This window comes from Streptomyces sp. NPDC059649 (genome assembly GCF_042734445.1).
GTDB lineage: Bacteria > Actinomycetota > Actinomycetes > Streptomycetales > Streptomycetaceae > Streptomyces.
Window position 1 is genome coordinate 67,963 of sequence record NZ_JBHWDV010000036.1, and the last position, 18,817, is coordinate 86,779.

General features: G+C 72.3%; 16 protein-coding genes. 4 read left to right on the top strand and 12 right to left on the bottom strand.

Features of this window, described 5'->3' with window-relative positions; all coding sequences use genetic code 11:
- Nucleotides 1-60: 60 nt before the first annotated feature.
- From rplS to ACFV1J_RS29325, 6 genes are all read right to left on the bottom strand, one after another.
- Nucleotides 61-408 (bottom strand): 50S ribosomal protein L19, encoded by a 348-nt coding sequence (gene rplS / locus ACFV1J_RS29300; RefSeq protein ID WP_385863023.1) that lies wholly within the window; start codon nt 406-408, stop codon nt 61-63.
- 135 nt (nt 409-543) lie between these two features.
- The gene (gene trmD, locus ACFV1J_RS29305) at nt 544-1,353 is read right to left on the bottom strand and encodes a tRNA (guanosine(37)-N1)-methyltransferase TrmD (RefSeq protein ID WP_385863025.1); all 810 of its coding nucleotides are present in this window, start codon (nt 1,351-1,353) and stop codon (nt 544-546) included.
- Nucleotides 1,353-1,898 carry a ribosome maturation factor RimM gene (gene rimM, locus ACFV1J_RS29310; protein WP_385863027.1) on the bottom strand — a complete coding sequence of 182 codons (546 nt, stop codon included), beginning with the start codon at nt 1,896-1,898 and terminating at the stop codon, nt 1,353-1,355. The genes trmD and rimM overlap by 1 nt, the downstream gene beginning before the upstream one ends.
- A 77-nt stretch (nt 1,899-1,975) precedes the next feature.
- Entirely contained in the window at nt 1,976-2,215 is a 240-nt protein-coding gene (locus ACFV1J_RS29315; RefSeq protein ID WP_003980229.1) for an RNA-binding protein, read from the bottom strand.
- 2 nt (nt 2,216-2,217) lie between these two features.
- Entirely contained in the window at nt 2,218-2,658 is a 441-nt protein-coding gene (gene rpsP / locus ACFV1J_RS29320; RefSeq protein WP_385863029.1) for a 30S ribosomal protein S16, read from the bottom strand.
- Between the two features lie 155 nt (nt 2,659-2,813).
- The gene (locus ACFV1J_RS29325) at nt 2,814-3,404 is read right to left on the bottom strand and encodes a hypothetical protein (protein WP_385863031.1); all 591 of its coding nucleotides are present in this window, start codon (nt 3,402-3,404) and stop codon (nt 2,814-2,816) included.
- Between the two features lie 595 nt (nt 3,405-3,999).
- On the opposite strand from ACFV1J_RS29325, the gene ACFV1J_RS29330 reads away from it, so the two are divergent.
- On the top strand, nt 4,000-4,866 hold the full coding sequence (locus tag ACFV1J_RS29330; protein ID WP_385863032.1) for a methyltransferase domain-containing protein: 867 nt from the start codon (nt 4,000-4,002) through the stop codon (nt 4,864-4,866).
- A gap of 99 nt (nt 4,867-4,965) precedes the next feature.
- Here ACFV1J_RS29330 and ffh read toward each other — a convergent pair whose 3' ends face one another.
- The 5 genes from ffh to ACFV1J_RS29355 all read right to left on the bottom strand — a co-directional run bounded on the left by ffh (nt 4,966) and on the right by ACFV1J_RS29355 (nt 12,854).
- Complete coding sequence (gene ffh / locus ACFV1J_RS29335) at nt 4,966-6,519, bottom strand: signal recognition particle protein (RefSeq protein ID WP_385863033.1); 1,554 nt, start codon at nt 6,517-6,519, stop codon at nt 4,966-4,968.
- A 145-nt stretch (nt 6,520-6,664) separates the two neighbouring features.
- A complete protein-coding gene (locus tag ACFV1J_RS29340; RefSeq protein ID WP_385863056.1) occupies nt 6,665-9,064 on the bottom strand; it encodes a [protein-PII] uridylyltransferase in 2,400 nt (799 codons plus the stop codon).
- Nucleotides 9,065-9,329: 265 nt separating this feature from the next.
- Nucleotides 9,330-9,668, bottom strand: a complete 339-nt coding sequence (locus ACFV1J_RS29345) for a P-II family nitrogen regulator (protein ID WP_030415772.1) — start codon at nt 9,666-9,668, stop codon at nt 9,330-9,332.
- Nucleotides 9,665-11,005, bottom strand: coding sequence for an ammonium transporter (locus ACFV1J_RS29350; RefSeq protein ID WP_385863036.1), 1,341 nt, complete (start codon nt 11,003-11,005; stop codon nt 9,665-9,667). Before ACFV1J_RS29350 ends, ACFV1J_RS29345 begins: the two co-directional genes overlap by 4 nt.
- A 373-nt stretch (nt 11,006-11,378) precedes the next feature.
- A complete protein-coding gene (locus tag ACFV1J_RS29355) occupies nt 11,379-12,854 on the bottom strand; it encodes a hypothetical protein (RefSeq protein ID WP_385863038.1) in 1,476 nt (491 codons plus the stop codon).
- A 511-nt stretch (nt 12,855-13,365) separates the two neighbouring features.
- Here ACFV1J_RS29355 and ACFV1J_RS29360 point away from each other — a divergent pair.
- Nucleotides 13,366-14,040 carry a bifunctional DNA primase/polymerase gene (locus ACFV1J_RS29360; protein ID WP_385863040.1) on the top strand — a complete coding sequence of 225 codons (675 nt, stop codon included), beginning with the start codon at nt 13,366-13,368 and terminating at the stop codon, nt 14,038-14,040.
- Between the two features lie 397 nt (nt 14,041-14,437).
- Here ACFV1J_RS29360 and ftsY read toward each other — a convergent pair whose 3' ends face one another.
- Complete coding sequence (gene ftsY / locus ACFV1J_RS29365) at nt 14,438-15,661, bottom strand: signal recognition particle-docking protein FtsY (RefSeq protein ID WP_385863042.1); 1,224 nt, start codon at nt 15,659-15,661, stop codon at nt 14,438-14,440.
- Nucleotides 15,662-15,986: 325 nt separating this feature from the next.
- Between ftsY and ACFV1J_RS29370 the strand changes: the two genes are divergently transcribed.
- Together ACFV1J_RS29370 and ACFV1J_RS29375 are read left to right on the top strand one after the other, a co-directional pair.
- The gene (locus ACFV1J_RS29370) at nt 15,987-17,474 is read left to right on the top strand and encodes a purine-cytosine permease family protein (protein ID WP_385863044.1); all 1,488 of its coding nucleotides are present in this window, start codon (nt 15,987-15,989) and stop codon (nt 17,472-17,474) included.
- A 110-nt stretch (nt 17,475-17,584) separates the two neighbouring features.
- On the top strand, nt 17,585-18,649 hold the full coding sequence (locus ACFV1J_RS29375; protein WP_385863046.1) for an LLM class flavin-dependent oxidoreductase: 1,065 nt from the start codon (nt 17,585-17,587) through the stop codon (nt 18,647-18,649).
- Nucleotides 18,650-18,817 lie beyond the last annotated feature (168 nt).

Below are 18,817 nucleotides of genomic sequence, written 5' to 3' on the forward strand. Positions count from 1 at the left end.
GGCGCGAGAACGGCTTTGCGTTGCCGGCGCGCAAAAATTCGTGCTCCGGGGCGGCGCGGCTCAGCTCTCGCGCTTCTCCTTGATCTTGGCGGCCTTGCCGCGCAGCTCGCGGAGGTAGTACAGCTTGGCGCGACGGACGTCACCGCGGGTCACGACCTCGATCTTCTCGACGATCGGGGTGTGCACCGGGAAGGTGCGCTCGACGCCGACGGAGAAGCTGACCTTGCGGACGGTGAAGGTCTCGCGGACGCCGGAGCCCTGACGGCGGATGACGACGCCCTTGAACTGCTGCACGCGGGAGCGGTTGCCCTCGATGACGCGGACGTGGACGTTGATCGTGTCGCCGGGGCGGAACGCCGGGATGTCGCTGCGCAGCGACGCGTTGTCGACGGAGTCGAGAAGGTGCATGACCCACTGCTTTCTTCGCTGATGCCACAGGTCATCAACGGAATATCGAAAAAGGAATGCTTCGGATGCTGTTCCGTCGGGCGGGCGTCGTTCCCCCTGTGGCAGGGGCGCGCGCCGGACGCACACAACAGCGGCCTATTCTTCCACGGCCTCGGCCGTCCGCCCAAATCGGCCGTCCTCCCCGGGCGCCCAGCCCAGGGCGGCGAGGATCGCGCGGTCGTGCTTGTCGAACGCGGCGGGGTCGGCGCGCTCGATCAGATCGGGGCGGTTGCGGACCGTGCGGCGGAACGCCTGGTCCCGGCGCCAGCGGGCGATCTTGCCGTGATGGCCGCTGAGCAGCACCTCGGGGATCGTACGGTCGCGCCACTCCGGGGGCTTGGTGTAGACGGGCCCCTCCAGGAGGTCGGCCATCGGGCCGGGGGCGAAGGAGTCGTCCTGGTGGGAGGCGGCGTTGCCGAGGACGCCGGGCAGCAGCCGGGCCACCGCCTCGACCATGACGAGGACCGGGGCCTCGCCGCCGGCCAGGACGTAGTCGCCGATGGACACCTCGCGGACGTCGACGCGGTCGCCGTATTCCTCGATGACGCGGCGGTCGATGCCTTCGTAGCGGGCGGGGGTGAAGACCAGCCAGGGCTTGGTGGAGAGCTCCACGGCGAGCTGCTGGGTGAACGGGACGCCGCTGGGGGTGGGGACGACGATGACCGGTTCGCCCTCGCCGGAGGCCAGGACGGAGTCCAGCGCCTCGCCCCACGGTTCGGGCTTCATGACCATGCCGGGCCCGCCGCCGTAGGGGGTGTCGTCGACGGTGTGGTGCTTGTCGTGCGTCCACTGCCGCAGGTCATGGATGCGCACGTCGAGCTGGCCGCGGGCGCGCGCCTTGCCGACCAGGGAGACGTTCAGCGGTTCGAGGTATTCGGGGAAGATCGTGACGACGTCGAGCCGCATCAGCTGTCCTCGCGCCCGGAGGCGATCTCCGCCTGGCTTTCGTCGAGGAGGCCGGCCGGCGGTTCGATGACGGCGCGCTGCTCCTCCAGGTCGATCTCCGGGACGATCTCGGCGACGAACGGGATCATGACCTCGCTGCCGTCGGGGCGTTCGACGATCAGCAGGTCCTGGTAGGGCAGGTGGGAGATCTCGGAGATCCGGCCCACGGTGGTGCCGTCGCGGGTGACCACGTCGAGGTCGATCAGCTGGTGGTCGTAGTACTCCTCCGGGTCCTCGGGGACCTCTTCGGGGTCGACCTCGGCGATCAGGAGGGTGTTGCGCAGCGCCTCGGCGGCGGTGCGGTCGGTGACGCCTTCGAAGCGCAGCAGCAGCCGGCCGCTGTGGACCCGGCCGGTCGCGATGGTCAGCGGACCCACGGAGGAGGGGTCGGTGGTGAGGACGGCGCCGGGCCCGAGCCTGAGCTCCGGCTCGTCGGTACGTACCTCGACCGTGACCTCGCCCTTGATGCCGTGGGCGCGGCCGATCCGCGCCACTACCAACTGCACGCTTGTTTCTCCCTTGACGACGACTACGGGCCGGGGCGGGCCGAAGCCCTCCCCGGCCCGAGCCGGTGTTCAACGTGTCAGCGGACCTGGTCCACGTCGACGAGGTCGACGCGGATGCCGCGGCCGCCGATGGCGCCGACGACGGTCCGCAGCGCGCGGGCGGTGCGGCCGTTGCGGCCGATCACCTTGCCGAGGTCGTCGGGGTGGACCCGGACCTCCAGCACCCGCCCGCGGCGCAGGGTGCGCGAGGCTACCTGCACGTCATCGGGGTTGTCGACGATGCCCTTGACGAGGTGCTCGAGGGCTTCCTCGAGCATGCTCAGGCCTCGGAGGACTCGGAGGTGGACTCGGCCGCAGCCTCGTCCGCCTTCTTGTCAGCCTTCTTCGCCTTCGGGGTGATGGCCTCACCCTTCGGCTCGTCGCCGGAAGCCTTGGCGGCGGCCTCGAAGAGGGCGCGCTTGTCGGCCTTCGGCTCGGCCACCAGCAGCGGCGCCGGGGCGGGCTCGCCCTTGAACTTCTGCCAGTCGCCGGTCTTCTTCAGGATGGCGAGAACCGGCTCGGTCGGCTGGGCGCCGACGCTCAGCCAGTACTGCGCACGCTCGGAGTCGACCTCGATGCGCGAGGGGTTCTGCACCGGGTGGTACAGGCCGATCTCCTCGATGGCCCGGCCGTCACGGCGGGTACGGGAGTCGGCAACGACGATGCGGTAGTGAGGCGCACGGATCTTGCCCAGACGCTTCAGCTTGATCTTGACTGCCACGGGAGTGGGTTCTCCTGGATTTGACGTGGTTGGGCACGGCGAGCTGCCGCGTGGGGTTGCGGTACCCGAGTGCCCGATGGACGCGTCAGCCGGAGGAGAGAGGGGTCCTGTGCGACTGTCGAGTACAGCTAGCCATTGTGCCACACGCGGTGGGGTCAGCCGACCGCGGCCACCTCGGGGATCCGGAAGGGCTTGCCGCACCCGCCGCAGACGATCGGCGCCTGGGCGAGGACGGACGGAACGACCCGGACATTGCGCCCGCAGTCGCAGACGGCCTTGACGCGGACGCCGCCTCCGGAGGAGCCGTGCCGGGCGGCCGGGCCCCGGAAGCTGCGGGCGGTATCGGTGGCGGTCGCGGCCGAATGCGCCTTGAGGGCTCTGCCGAGCCGCTCGATGGTGGGGCGGTAGCGCCTTCTGGCTTCGGGGTTGAGCGTGACCAGCGAGAAGCCGCTGCTGGGGTGCGGCTCGTCGGCGTGGTCCAGGCCCAGCTCCTCGGCGATCGCCAGGAATCGGCGGTTGTGGTAGCGGCCTGCCCGGGAGGTGTCGCGGATGCCGCGGGCGGCGGCGATGCCGTGGACTGCCTCGTGGAGCAGCCGTTCGAAGGAGAGCTCCGCGCCGCAGGCGGACGAGGACTCTCCGATCAGGGACTCGGGCGCGGCCAGGTCCGGCAGCTCGGGGTGGTGCCGTTGAATGTCGGCCCACGCGAGCGCCAGCTCGGCGGCGAGAACAGGCGGTGTCGTGCTCACGTCGTAACAACGAGCCAGGGGCGCCCAGTGTTCCGATTCCGGGCCATCCCAAATAATTTGCACGTACCAGTCAGTTTCCGGGCATGCGCCGTGCGCGGGGGCGCCTACGCCGATCTACGGAGAAGCCGCCCACCGGACCGCAAGCCGGGACGTATCCCCGCGTAAGCACCGGAGGGCCGACAGAGGGCCTCCGGGACGTCTCCAGGTCCGTCCGGGTACGCCGGACGGCCTAACGACGGCCGCCCACCACGGAGAGCGCCGCGGCGATGCTACGGGGCGTGCCTGTGCGTTCCGACACCGGGCCGTAGCCCACCGTAAGGCCGCGCGCGGGCGCTGGGCGAGAGCGCACGGAGGTGCGGGAGCGCCCCTGGCGGGAGCGCTGGCGTGGCGGATCGGCGCGGGCCGGGGCACCCTGGAACGGCGCTTCAGGGAGCGGCCCCGGCGCATACGGGGGCGCGCGGGAGACAACCCCGGCGCACCCCCTGGACGCCCGGACGGATGCGCAGTTGTCTGGGTTGCGGGGGCGCACCACGCGTGATGACGGGGGCGATCGGTACGGAACAGGTTCGGTTCTCGGCGAATAGGGGCGCTATCGATGTCACCCACGCTCGTACGGCACCAGCTTCCGGACTCCGCATCCCTGCGCTGTGAGGGCCCTCCCCTACCGGCCGGGTCGCGGGCGCGCGCCCGTGACTGGGCCGAGATCCAGGAGGGCATGCTGGTGCCGCTCTATGAAGCCGCGTACGACCGTCTGGGCGTCGGGCCGGGCACCCGGCTGCTGGGGCTCGGCTGTGGTTCCGGGCTGGCGCTGCTGCTGGCGGCGGGGCGCGGGGCGCAGGTCAGCGGGGTGGACGCGGACGAGTCGCGGCTGGAGCTGGCGCGCGAGCGGCTCACGCCGGACGGCATGCCGGAGCACACCCGGGTGGTCAGCGGCGGCCTGGAGGCCGCGGCGTCCGGGGAGCCCGCGTTCAACGTGGTCACCGCGTTCCATCCGGTGGGGTGTGTGAGCACCGTCGAGGGGCTGGCGGCGTCGCTGACCGCGGCGGCCGGGCTGGCCGAACGCGGCAGCGCGGTGGTGCTGGGCGGCTGGGGCCCGGTGGAGCGGTGTGCGACGGCCGGGGTGCTGCGGGTGGCGCAGCGGCTGGCCGAGGCCGGCGGTGACCGGGTGTCCGGGTCCGCGGGGTGGCGGCTCGGCGGCCGGGACGATCTGGAGGAGCTGGCGGAGCGGGCCGGGCTGCGGCCGGACGGTTCGGGCCGGGTGGCCTGCCCGTTCGGGTACGCGGACCTGGCGAGTGCGGTGCGCGGGTTGTTGTCGACGGGTGTGTTCGACGCGGCGCTGCGGGTGGCCGAGCAGCGCCAGGTGGAGAAGGAGCTCGCGGAGGCGCTGCATCCGTATCAGCGTCCGGACGGGACGGTGTGGATGCCGAATGTCTTCCGTTATCTGATCGCGCGGACGCGGTAGCCGGCGCCCGGCACCGCTGTCGGTGCGCCGAGCCCCCGGCCACGAGGTGTGGCCGGGGGCTCGTCATGCGTACGGCGGGCCGTCGCCGGAGGGCTCCGGTCAGCCCATGAACTTCTTGAATTCCTCGGGGAGTTCGAAGTTCTTCGGCTCCTGGTCGGCCTGCGGCAGGCCGAGCGGGTTGCCGGCCTGGGCGGCCTCGCGGCGGGCGGCCGCGGCCTCCTCCTCGGCCTTGCGCTTCATCGGGTTGCCGCTCTTGCGCTTGCCCTTGGCCTGCTTGACCTGCTTCTTCTTCCGGGCGCCGCCCCCCATGCCGGGCATCCCCGGCATGCCCGGCATCCCGGGCATGCCGCCCTGGGCCATCTTCGACATCATCTTGCGGGCGTCGAAGAACCGCTCGACCAGGTTCTTGACCGTGCTGACATCGACGCCGGAACCGCGGGCGATACGGGCGCGGCGGGAGCCGTTGATGATCGTCGGGTCCTGGCGCTCGGCCGGCGTCATGGACTTGATGACGGCGGCGGTGCGGTCGACCTCACGCTCGTCGAGGTTGTTGATCTGGTCCTTCATCTGGCCCATGCCCGGCAGCATGCCGAGCAGCTTCGAGATGGAGCCCATCTTGCGGACCTGCTCCATCTGGGCCAGGAAGTCGTCGAGGGTGAACTCCTTGGGGCCCTTCGCCAGCTTGGCCGCCATCTTCTCGGCCTCTTGCTGGCTGAAGGTCTGCTCGGCCTTCTCGATCAGGCTGAGCATGTCGCCCATGCCGAGGATGCGGGACGCCATGCGGTCCGGGTGGAACGCGTCGAAGTCGTCCAGCTTCTCGCCGTTGGAGGCGAACATGATCTGCTTGCCGGTGACGTGCGCGACGGAGAGCGCGGCACCACCGCGGGCGTCGCCGTCCAGCTTGGAGAGCACCACGCCGTCGAAGCCGACGCCGTCGCGGAAGGCCTCGGCGGTGTTGACCGCGTCCTGACCGATCATCGCGTCGACGACGAAGAGGACCTCGTCCGGGCCGACCGCGTCGCGGATGTCGGCGGCCTGCTGCATCATCTCGGCGTCGATGCCGAGGCGGCCGGCGGTGTCGACGATCACGACGTCGTGCTGCTTGGTCCGCGCGTACTCGATCGAGTCCTTGGCGACCTGGACCGGGTCGCCGACGCCGTTGCCCGGCTCGGGGCCGTAGAAGGCGACGCCCGCGCGCTCGGAGACGACCTGGAGCTGGTTGACGGCGTTGGGGCGCTGGAGGTCACAGGCGACCAGCAGCGGGGCGTGGCCCTGGCCCTTGAGCCAGCGGCCCAGCTTTCCGGCGAGGGTGGTCTTACCGGCACCCTGCAGACCCGCGAGCATGATCACGGTCGGCGGCTGCTTGGCGAAGCGGAGCCGGCGGGTCTCGCCGCCGAGGATGCCGACGAGCTCCTCGTTGACGATCTTGATGACCTGCTGGGCCGGGTTCAGCGCCTGGGAGACCTCGGAGCCGAGGGCGCGCTCCTTGACCTGCTTGATGAAGGCGCGGACGACGGGGAGGGCGACGTCCGCCTCGAGCAGCGCGATGCGGATCTCGCGCGCCGTGGCGTCGATGTCCGCCTCGCTCAGGCGGCCCTTGCCCCGGAGGTTTTTGAAAGTACTCGCCAAGCGGTCGGAAAGCGTATCGAACACGGCGGTCGTCGATCCTCGGGGTCGGGGGCGGGGTGCGGTCAGTCGGCTTCTAGGGTATCGGGCCCGGCAAGCGAACCGTTCCTGCCCTGTTTTCCCGGTCCGTTCCGGGGCGCCGCCGGCCCGCTCCCCCGCACCGGACGTACGGCTACCGCAGCGCCGCCTCCACCGCCGCCGCGACCTCGTGGGCCGCCGCGTCCGTCAGGGGCGCGCCGTCGGTGCTGGTCACGTAGAAGGCGTCGACCGCGTCCGCGCCCAGGGTGCTGATGTGGGCGCTGCGGACGGCCACCCGGGCGGTCTCCAGGGCCCGGCCGATGCGGTGCAGCAGGCCGTGCGCGTCGTGGGCGCGGACCTCGATGACGGTGGCGGTGCGGGAACTGCCGGCGGCGACGGTGACCCGGGGCGGCGGGGCGTGCACGGCGCGGGCCCGGCGGGCGTAGGCCCGTTCGCGTTCGGCGAGCCGGGCCGGGACGTCGAGGGAACCGTCCAGGGCGCGGACCAGGTCGGCGCGGAGCCGGTCGGCCTCGGGCAGCGAGCCGTATTCGGCGGCCACCCGCCAGCTGATCAGCAGGACCGGGCCGTCGCCGATCGGGTCCAGGAGCTGCAGGTCGGCGGCGCGCACGGCGAGCCGGTGCAGGGCCAGCACCCCGGCGGCGGCGGGCAGCACGCCCGGCTGGTCGGGGACGGCGATCAGCAGCTCGACGCCGACCGGTTCCCGGCCGTCCGTCCCGGGCGCGTCCTCGGCGGGGGCCTCGGCGCGGGTGCGCAGGGCGAGGACCGGGCCGCCGGTACGTCCGGCCTCTATGGCCAGCCGTTCCTGTTCCGCGGTCGGTCCGTCGGTGCCCCGCGGTTCCGCCTCGGGTTCCCCGGCGAGCCGTGCCGCGACCCGTTTGACCAGGTCGGCGACGAGTCCGCCGCGCCAGGCGCTCCAGGCGGCGGGCCCGGTGGCCAGCGCGTCGGCCTCGGTGAGGGCGTGCAGGAGCTCCAGGGTGCGGGTGCTGCCGACCGCGTCGGCGACCGCGCCGACGGTCTCCGGGTCGTCCAGGTCGCGCCGGGTGGCGGTCTCGACGAGCAGCAGGTGGTGGCGGACGAGGGTGGCGATGACGGCGGTGTCGCGGGGGGCGAAGCCGAGCCGGGCGGCCATGTCGCGGGCGATGGTCTCGCCGGCCACCGAGTGGTCGCCGGGCCAGCCCTTGCCGATGTCGTGCAGCAGCGCGGCGACCAGCAGCAGGTCGGGGCGGTGCACCCGGCGGGTGAGCGCGGCGGCCCGTACGGCGGTCTCGACCAGGTGACGGTCGACGGTCCAGGTGTGGACGGGGTTGCGCTGCGGGCGGCAGCGGACCCGCTCCCAGTCGGGCAGCAGCCGGGTGATGACGCCCTCGGCCTCCAGCGCCTCCCACACGGGCACCGTGGGCGCGCCCGCGCCGAGCAGCGTGACCAGCTGTTCCAGCGCCTCGGCGGGCCAGGGCTGGGGCAGCGGCCGGGTGGCCAGGGTGGTGGCGCAGCGGCGGATCGCGGCGGTGGCCAGCGGCAGTCCGGCCTGGGCGGCGGCGGCCGCGGCGCGCAGGACCAGCACCGGGTCCCGTTCGGGCCGGGCGGTGCGGGCCAGCACCGCTTCCCCGTCGAGTTCGACGACGCCCTCGGCGAGCGGGGAGCGCTCCCCCTTGCCGGCGGTGCGGCCGGTCAGCAGCCCGCGCAGGACGGGTTTGACGGCGCGGGCGCGCAGCACCCGGCCGACCTCGCGCCAGGTGACGTCGGCGGCGTAGGAGATGGTGCGGGCGGCTTCGTAGGTCCGGCGGAGCAGGGCGTCCGCGTCGGACACGCCGAGGGCGGCGGCGACCTGGTCCTGTTCCTGGAGGGAGAGCCGGTCGGTGGCGCGCCCGGTGGTGAGGTGGAGCGCGTCGCGGGTGTCGAGGAGGAGGGTACGGGCGGCTTCCAGGCCGCCGCGGGGTGCGTCGGCGAGCCAGGAGGCGGCGACCGCCCGGAGTGCGGTGGCGTCCCGCAGTCCGCCCCTGGCCTCCTTGAGGTCCGGTTCGAGGAGGTACTGCAGTTCGCCCTGGCGCTCGGCGCGCTCCTGGCACAGGGCGTGCAGCTCCGGCAGCCGCTTGGGGGCGCTCTCGCGCCAGTCGGCGTACGCCGCGGAGCGCAGCTGGGCGCTCAGTTCCGCGTCGCCGGCCAGGTGGCGGGCGTCGAGCAGGCCGAGCTGCACCTTGAGGTCGTCGCGGGCGGCCCGGCGGGCCTCGGCGGGGGTGCGGACGGAGTGGTCGAGGTCCAGGCCGAGGTCCCAGACGGGGTACCAGAGGTGGTCGGCGAGGGCGGCCAGGGCGCGCGGGTCGGCGCGGCCGTCGTGGAGCAGGAGCAGGTCGAGGTCGCTGCGGGGGGAGAGTTCGCCGCGGCCGTAGCCGCCGACCGCGACCAGTGCGGTGCCGGACAGGCCGGCGGCGGTGGCGTGCCGGGTCAGCTGGCCGGCCAGCCACTCGTCGGTGATCCGGGCGAGGGCGGCGCGGCGGTCGGGTCCGGTGGTCTTCTCGTCCTGGAGGAGCCGCACCCGGGCCGCGGGGTAGCCGCCGCCGTTCGCGGGCCCGTCGCCGTGGCCGGATGCCGCGGCGGATCCTGCCGTGTCCTCGACGCTTTCGGTCAACTCCCGTGCTCCTTGGTCGTGTTGTCCCCCGCTTGCCCCGTGGCCCCGGCCGTACGCCGGGGCCGTCGCCCTCCGTGTCCCCGGCCCGCCCCCGCACGCCCAGTCTGGGCCGCGGCCGGGCGGGCGGCCATCCGCCGCACGGGCGGCGGACCGCCGTGGCGTCCCGGAGGTGTCAGAGCGCGTCCGGTCCGCGTTCACCGGTGCGCACGCGCACCGCGTCGTCGACCGGGACGCTCCAGACCTTGCCGTCGCCGATCTTTCCGGTGCGGGCCGCCTTGACGACGATGTCGACGAGTTCCTCGGCGTCCGCGTCCTCGACGAGCACCTCGATCCGGATCTTGGGCACCAGGTCGACGGTGTACTCGGCGCCGCGGTACACCTCCGTGTGCCCGCGCTGCCGGCCGTAGCCGCTGGCCTCGGTGACGGTCAGACCGTGCACCCCGAAGGCCTGCAGGGCGTTCTTCACCTCGTCCAGCCGGTGCGGCTTGATTACTGCCGTGATGAGCTTCACGCGTCCACCTTCTTCGTCAGGGCTTCGCCGAGTGCCGGTCCCTTGCGGGTCGCGGTACCGCCGCCCGCGCCGGTGAAGTCGTACGCGGTCTCCGCGTGCGCGGCCTGGTCGATACCGGAGATCTCCTCGTCCTCGCTGACCCGGAAGCCCATCACCAGGTCGATGACCTTGGCAAGGATGTAGCTGACCACCAGGGAGTAGAGGAGTACGCAGACCACTCCGACGGTCTGCTTGCCGAGCTGGTCGAAGCCGCCGCCGTAGAACAGGCCCTTGGCCTTGCTCTGCACCCCGCCGGTCGCGAACAGACCGATCAGCAGGGAGCCGGCGACGCCGCCGACGAGGTGGACGCCGATCACGTCGAGGGAGTCGTCGTAGCCGAACTTGTACTTCAGGTTGACGGCCATGGCGCACAGCACACCGGCGATCGCGCCGACCGCGATGGCGCCGAGCGGGCTGACGCAGCCGCAGGCCGGGGTGATGGCGACCAGTCCGGCGACCGCGCCGGAGGCGGCGCCGAGGGTGGTGAAGGAGCCGTGCCGGAACTTTTCGTAGACGAGCCAGCCGAGCATCGCGGCGGCGGTGGCGACCTGGGTGTTGACGAAGGCGACCGCGCCGACGCCGTCGTCGTTGCCGAGCCAGGAGCCGGCGTTGAAGCCGAACCAGCCGAACCACAGCAGGCCCGCGCCGAGCATCACCAGCGGCAGGCTGTGCGGCCGCATCGGGTCCTTCTTGAAGCCGATCCGCTTGCCGACGACGAGGATGACGCCGAGCGCCGCGGCACCGGCGTTGATGTGGACGGCCGTACCGCCGGCGAAGTCGATCACGCCGAGGTCGAACAGCCAGCCACCCTCGGCCCAGACCCAGTGGGCGACGGGGAAGTAGACCAGGGTGACCCACAGGGCGATGAACAGCGCCCAGGCGGTGAACTTCACCCGGTCCGCGAGCGCACCGCTGATCAGCGCGGGCGTGATGATCGCGAACATCAGCTGGAAGACCGCGAAGACGTAGATCGGGATGGTGGTGGCCCCCCAGAGCTGGGTCAGGCCGATCCCACTGAGGCCGGCGAACGAGCCGTTCCAGCCGAGGAAACCGCCGGCGTCGTTACCGAAGGCGAGGCCGAAGCCGTAAAGGACCCACAGGATCGTCACGATGCCCAGGCTGATGAAGCTCATCATCAGCATGTTGAGCACGCTCTTGACCCGGACCATGCCGCCGTAGAAGAAGGCGAGCCCGGGGGTCATGATCATCACCAGTGCGGAGCAGACGAGCATGAACCCGGTGTTGGCCGGGCTCAATGTCACCTTGTCTGCCGCGATCGTCAGGATGCCTGGGGGCATCGGCGTCTCCTCGTCGTCGATGCGGCCCGTGCGGGCGTGTTTCTGGTGGGCCGACTTCGCGATGAGGTTGTCGCAGGGTGGTTTCGGCCAAACCTTGCCGGTGTTTCGCACCAGTGACGAACACCGCCGCAGTGTTACGCCCCGGTGAACTCCGCGATCGGCCCCACATTCACCCGTTCAGCCGAAGGAAACACGCCACGCGCCGCGACCAGCCCATGAGCCCCCGAGGCGAGCCACCACCTCGCGGAGCGGCGCCGGCACAGGCGCACAAAGGGGCCGGCCGCGGTCCGCCGCCCGCGTGACCTGGCAGGGGGGAGCCGAGTCGGGGTGTACGGGGCGGCGGCCGCGGCCGGTGTTCCGGGGACGGGGCCGGTCAGACGGCCTCCGCGGTTTCCGGCAGGGAGCGGGCGAGGTCCTCGCTGAGCCGGATGACCTCGGCGACCCCGCCGAATTCCCGGGCGGCGGTGTCCACGGTCTTCCGCAGCCGGGTGTTGACCCGCTCGGAGCGGACCTGCCGGGCGAACGGGATGGCCTTCTGCGCCATCTCCGCGCAGGCCACCGGCTCCTTCTGCAGCAGCCGTACGGTCGCCATCCCGATGAGGTTGAGCGCGTACGACCGCTGGTGCTCGGGGTCCTTGCCGAACAGCTCCACGGCCCGCTGCATGACCGGCTCGGCGAGCGAGGCGTACGTGGGGCTGCGGCCGGCGACGTAGGCCAGGTCGCGGTAGGAGTGGGCGTTCTCGGCGTTCAGCTCGGCCTCGGAGAAGAACCGGATCCAGTCCGGCTCGGGCTCGCCGGGCGTGACGTCGGAGAAGGTGTCCTCGGCCATCCGGACGGCCCGCTTGACCTTGCTCGGCTGGCCCATCCCTGCGTAGGCGCGGGCCTCCATCGCATACAACATGGCCTGGGTGCGCGGAGTGGCGGTCTCCCGGCTGCCGTACTGGGCGAGGTGGATGAGCTCCAGGGCGTCGTCGGGCCGTGCGAGGTGGATCATCTGGCGGCTCATGCTGGAGAGGATGTACGAGCCCAGCGGGCGGTCGCCGGCCTCCTTGGCGGCGTGCAGCGCCAGCACGAAGTACTTCTGCGCGGTCGGCTGCAGCCCGATGTCGTAGCTCATCCAGCCGGCGAGCTCGGCGAGCTCGGCGGCGACCTTGAAGAGCCGCTTGGTGACCGGCTCCGGATGCGTCTCCTGGAGGAGGTCGGTGACCTCGTGGAGCTGGCCGACGACGGCCTTGCGCCGCAGTCCGCCGCCGCACTGGGCGTCCCACTGGCGGAACATCGCGGTGGTCGACTCCAGCAGGTCCAGCTCGGGCTTGGAGAGCCGGACCGGGCGCCTGGCGCGGTCGGGCTGCGGGTCGGCGCCGGCCGGGGACGCCGGGACCGGCACCAGCCAGCGCTGCATCGGCTCGATGAGGCTGGGTCCGGCGGCGAGCATGAGCGAGGTGCCGAGGAAGCCGCGGCGGGCGAGCATCAGGTCGCTGCGGGAGAACTCGCTGATGAGGTTGACCGTTTGGGACCCGGCCCAGGGCAGGTCCACACCGGAGACGGACGGGGACTGGTGCGCGGAGCGCAGGCCCAGCTCCTCGATGCCGACGACGCAGCCGAAGCGTTCGGAGAACAGCTCGGACAGGATCCGGGGGATGGGCTCACGCGGCTGCTCGCCGTCGAGCCACCGGCGCACCCGGGAGGTGTCGGTGCTGATGTGGTGTGCGCCCAACTGCCGTGCGCGGCGGTTCACCTGGCGGGCGAGCTCGCCCTTGGACCAGCCGCTGCGCATGAACCACGAACCCAACTGTGCGTTGGGCTTCTTGACGGCGTCGGTGCCGCCCGTGCCGCCGTTGCCGCCCACTGGAAGCCCCCATCCCGATTGCTGCCTTGGTGCCTGGTGCGTACGTGGTGCGCTGCCCGGTGTCCGGTGCCATGAGGCGAACCGCCCACAGGCCGCGGTCCGTTGCCACGCCCGTCCGGGGTACATCTACCCGATCACGGATCGCGGCCACACCTTTTGGCCTGTGCTCTACCGGTGCGTTGCCACCGGCATACCCGTGCGAACGATGCCCCTGCGGGGTGCAGGCACCGAAAGTAATCCTACGATCACGCCCCCCGCGAGGGCGATCGCGGAAACGCCACCATTCGCCACCCCTTCGAATGAACTCCGGGCGCTGCTCTCGCGATTGACTTGACACAGGTCGAGCACGTCCGGGCGGAACGAAGCACGCAGCGGCTCACGCGGCGCTCCGCACCACCCGACGCACCACGGCACACCACCGGCCCCGCGGGCCGGGGACGGAGCGTGAAGGACGCCCGTCGTCAACCCACCGACTCGTAACCACTGCCAGGCACCACCCGTTGGAGGGGGTATGGGCTTCACGATCGGCGGTATCCGGGAGATGCGTTCCGTCTCCCGGCGCCGCGCCCGCTCGACCGAGATCACGGCGGTGGCGGAGTACACCGGGCTGTGGGGCTGGGACGTCGTCCCCGGCGCCCGGGCGGTCCGCGCCGCCGGCGGCCGTCCGGACTGTTCGTGCGGCGTCTCCGACTGCCCCGCGCCCGGTGCCCATCCGCTGGAGTTCGCCGGGGAGCTGGCGGCCGGGGCCACGCTGGAGAAGGCCGCCGCGGCCTGGGCGGAGACCCCGGGGGCCGCGGTCCTGCTGCCGGTGGGCCGGTCCTTCGACGTGCTCGACGTACCGGAGGCCGCGGGCCGCCACGCGCTGGCCCGGCTGGAGCGGATGGGGCTGCCGCTCGGCCCGGTCGCCCTGGCCCCGACCGGCCGGGCGCTGTTCTTCGTCGCCCCGGGTGCGGCCGCCGAGCTCCCCGATCTGCTGTACCGGACGGGCTGGGACGACGCCGCGCTCGATCTGCGGGCCCTCGGCCCCGGGACCCATGTCACCGCGCCGCCGTCCGACCACGGCGGGCAGGGCCCGATGCGCTGGCTGCGCCCGCCGGCCCTGGAGACCGCGGGCCGGCCCCCGCAGGCCCGGCTGGTGCTGGGGACGCTGGCCTATGTGTGCCACCGGGCGCCGTTGTACGGCTGAGCGGCCGGGCGCCGTTGTACGGCTGAGCGGCCGGGCGCCGTTGTGCGGCTGAGCGGCCGGGCGCCGTTGTACGGCTGAGCGGCGGCGACCGGCGCGGCACGGGAGGCCGTAGGGGATGCTCGAACAGATCCCGTAAGGGTCACGAGCGCCCCTTGCTGGGCCACAACGCGGCGGGACGGCGAGGTGTTCCCGACTTCGGCGGTATCCGGCGCGGGACGGCGAGGTGTTCCCGACGTCAGCGGTATCCGGCGCGTGACGGCGAAGCGTTCCCGACTTCAGCGGTATCCGGCGCGTACAGGAATTCGCGCACCGGAAATGCGGAGCGCCCCGGTGGACGGCCGGCCGTGGAGCCGGGCCCGCGTACCGGGGCGCTGCGAGGTCCGCGCGGGCGGGCGCGCTAGTCGCCGATAAGCGCATCCACGAACGCCTTCGGCTCGAACGGTGCCAGGTCGTCCGCGCCCTCACCCAGCCCGACCAGCTTGACCGGGACGTTCAGCTCGCGCTGGACGGCGATGATGATGCCGCCCTTGGCGGTGCCGTCGAGCTTGGTGAGGACGACGCCGGTGATGTCCACGACCTCGGCGAAGACCCGGGCCTGGACCAGGCCGTTCTGGCCGGTGGTGGCGTCGAGGACGAGCAGCACCTCGCCGACCGGGCCGTGCTTCTCGACGACCCGCTTGACCTTGCCGAGCTCGTCCATCAGACCGGTCTTGGTGTGCAGCCGGCCGGCGGTGTCGATCAGGACGACGTCGGCGGACTCGGCGATGCCTTCCTTGACCGCGTCGTAGGCGACGGAGGCGGGGTCGCCGGCCTCGGGGCCACGGACCGTACGGGCGCCGACCCGCTCGCCCCAGGTCTGCAGCTGGTCGGCGGCGGCGGCGCGGAAGGTGTCGGCGGCGCCGAGGACGACGGACTTGCCGTCGGCGACCAGGACGCGGGCGAGCTTGCCGGTGGTGGTGGTCTTGCCGGTGCCGTTGACGCCGACGACCATCACGACGCCGGGGATCTCGTCGCCGCCGTTGCCGATGCCGTTGGCGGTGTGGACGGTCCGGTCGAGGTCCGGGCCGATCAGCGTGAGCAGTTCCTCGCGGAGGAGGTCGCGCAGGTCGTCGGGGGTGCGGGTGCCGAGGACCTTGACCCGCTCACGCAGCCGCTCGACGAGCTCCTGGGTGGGGGCGACACCGACGTCGGCGGTGAGGAGGGTGTCCTCGATCTCCTCCCAGGTGTCCTCGTCGAGGTGCTCGCGGGAGAGCAGGTTCAGCAGGCCCTTGCCGAGGGTGTTCTGCGAGCGGGAGAGCCGGGCGCGCAGCCGGATCAGCCGGCCGGCGGTGGGCTCGGGGACCTCGACGGCGGGCGCCTCGGGCTCGGCGGCCGGTGCCTCGGCCGCGGGGGCCTCGGCGGTGGGCAGCGTGACGTCCTCGATGGTGCGACGTTCTTCGTCGCTGGGGGCCTCGGCCTCCTCGCCGACGTGCGGTTCGGCGGGGGGCGCGGTGACGGTGGGCTGGGGGGTGGCCGGCGGGGGCGGCGGCAGCTGCTTCTTCTTGCGGCCGCTGACGACGAGCCCGCTGATCGCGCCGAGCACGACCACGGCGATGACTACAGCAAGGATGACGTATTCCATAACCCCTCCAGTATCAGCCACGGCCCGTCGGCGGGAGCCGCACGCGCCGCATCCCGGCTCCGGCGGCCCGGGCCGGCCCGAGCCGGGCCGAGCCGGGCCGCCGGGGACCGACTGGACGCTTCGATGAGCATGGGTGACACTCGTCCTCGTTGAGGGATCCAACGGTGCAGAGTGGCAGAAGTTGGATCAAAGTACGATGGTGGACGGCCGCGCAACGCGCGTAGAGTCCTGGCAATCACGAACTCCGGCCAGGTACCACTGCCGCTGCCTGCACCTCCTCCCCCGGGGGTGCCCCCCAGATCCCCGCACGGAGATAGCTGCACCTATGGGCACCAGCACCACGTCCACGTCCCGTCCCGAAACCGAAGGCGCCGTCGAGACCCGCGGCATCGAACCCGTCCCGGACCACGAGCGCCGCGGGCGCGTCCGCGAGCTGTTCCCGACCTGGGTCGCCGCCAACATCAGCGTGTTGTTGCTCACCATGGGGGCCTCGCTGGTGATCAACAACAGCCTGAACTTCTGGCAGGTGTTGATCGTCGCCGCGATCGCCTCCGCCGTCTCGTTCGGCATGGTCGGCCTGCTGTCGGTCTCCGGCAAGTGGGGCGGCGCCCCGGGCGCGATGCTCTCGCGGGCCGCCTTCGGCGTGCGGGGCAACTACTTCCCCGGCGCCATCCTGTGGGTCGCCCGCTTCGGCTGGGAGACGATCAACGCGGTCACCGGCGCGTACGCCATCCTGACCGTGCTGCGCCTGGTGTTCGGCATCAAGGCCAACAACGCCCTCGTCGTCGTGACCCTGCTGGCCTTCGTCGCCTGCACGTTCCTGGTCAGCGGCATGGGCCGCAAGGCGCTGAACGTGTGCAACAAGTACTCGACGTACCTGTTCAGCGCGATCAGCGTGGTCGTGCTGGTCTACCTGGTCGCCACCGCGCCGTGGAGCTCGATCCTCCACAAGTCGCCGGGCTCGACCACCCTGATGATCGCGGGCATCGGCACCATCGCCGCCGGCGGCATCAGCTGGGTCCCCACCGGCCCGGACTTCGCGCGCTACCTCCCGCACTCCGCCTCCGGCAAGAAGATCGTCGGCACCACGATCTCCGGCGCGGCGCTGGTGCTGATCCCGATGGTGCTCATGGGCGGCGTGATGGCGGTCTCCAACCCGGAGCTGGCCAGCCAGAACACCGACCCGATGTCCTTCCTCGGCGAGGTCCTGCCGCGGGCCATCGCGATCCCGTACCTGATCACCGCGCTGATCGGCATGATGCTGATCAACAGCCTGTCGATGTACTCGGCCGGCTTCACCGCGCAGACCATGGGCGTCAAGCTGCCGCGCGCCCTGGCGGTCAGCATCAACGCCGCCATCAGCCTGATCGGCGGGCTGTTCATGATGCTGGTGGCGAAGGACTTCATCGGGCAGTTCATCGCCTTCCTGACGCTGCTCGCGGTCTCCTTCTCCGCCTGGATCGGCGTCTACGCCATCGACATGTTCCGCCGCCGCAAGCTCGCGGTGCGCTATGACTCCGCCGGCCTGATGGACACCGGCCGCACCAGCCGCTACTGGTACACCGGCGGCTTCTGCTGGCAGGCCATGACCGCCTGGACGGTGGCGCTGGTCGCGGGCCTGTGCTTCACCAAGGTCCAGTGGTTCACCGGCCCGCTGGCCACGACCTGGATCGGTGAGAACGGCCTGGGCTGGGCGGCCACGATCGCGATCGCCGCGGTGGTCTTCGCGGTCCTCCCGGTGGCGAAGGAGTCCGTCCCGGCGGCCGAGGCCGAGGCGCCGGCGGAGGCCCGGCAGCCGGTCGAGGTGAACTGAACCGCCGCCCCTCCACCGGGCCGCGGGAAAGGTCCCGCCCTCTGGCCACCTGACGCTCCGTCAGCTAACGTCCCCTTCGCCAGCCGTCCTTGGCGAAGGGGACGTTTGCCATGTCCGGTGCCCTGTCCGATACCCCGCCCGACGCCGCGCCCGCTGCCCGGCCCGCGCCGACCGCACCGCCCGCCCGGCCCGTCACGGTCCTGCGCGTCAACCTCGTCGACCCGGCACCCACCGCCGCCTCGCTCGCCGCCCGCTACCGGGCCGCCGTCGAGATGGCCGCCTTCGCCGACGACCGCGGCCTCACCATGATCCAGACCGAGGAGCACCACGCCACCGGCAACGGCTGGATGCCGTCCCCGCTCACCTTCGCGGGCGCCGTCTTCGGCGCGACGCGGCGGATCGGCGTGACGATCTCCGCACTGATCACCCCGCTGCACGATCCGCTCCGGCTGGCCGAGGACCTCGCCTCCCTCGACCTGCTCAGCGGCGGCCGGCTGGTCACCGTCGCGGGCATCGGCTACCGGCCCGAGGAGTACGCGGCCCACGGCAAGGACTGGGCCGGCCGCGGCGCGCTCCAGGACGAGGTGCTCGGCACCCTGCTGTCCGCCTGGACCGGCGAACCGTTCACGTACCGGGGGCGTACGGTCCGGGTCACCCCGCGCCCGTTCACCCGGCCGCACCCGCTGCTGCTGGTCGGCGGCAGCTCCCGGGCCGCGGCCCGGCGCGCCGCCCGGCTGGGGCTCCCGTTCTTCCCCAGCGCCCGGCTGCCCGGGCTGGAGGCGTACTACCACGAGCAGTGCGCGGTCCACGGCACCGAGGGCTGGGTGCTGCAGCCGCCCGAACGGACCTGCCTGCTGCACGTCTCCGAGGACCCGGACCGCACCTGGGCCGAGTACGGCGGCCATCTGCTGCACGAGGCACGGACCTACGCCTCCTGGCAGTCCGCGGCGGTCCGCTCCGCGGTGCGTTCGGCGGCGACGGACACCGAGACGCTGCGCAAGGAGGGCGTCTACCGGATCGTCACCCCGGACGAATGCCTCACCCTGGCCCAACAGCCAGGCACCCAGGGCTCGTTGATCCTCCACCCCCTGTGCGGCGGCATGCCGGTGGACGAGGGATGGCGCTCCCTGCACCTCTTCACGGAGCGGGTTCTTCCGCGGCTTTCCCCCACGTAGTCGGCTTTCCCGCCGCGGGTCCGCTGCGCTTTGCGGCGCCCCGTACGTACCTGGCTTTCCCGCCGTGGGGCTTCTCGCCGTTGCGCCTGCGGCGGGCTGGGTTGTTGTTGGGTGCGGTGACGGTCCTCCGGGGCCGGTTGTGTGGACTGCTTCGCTTTACGTCCACAC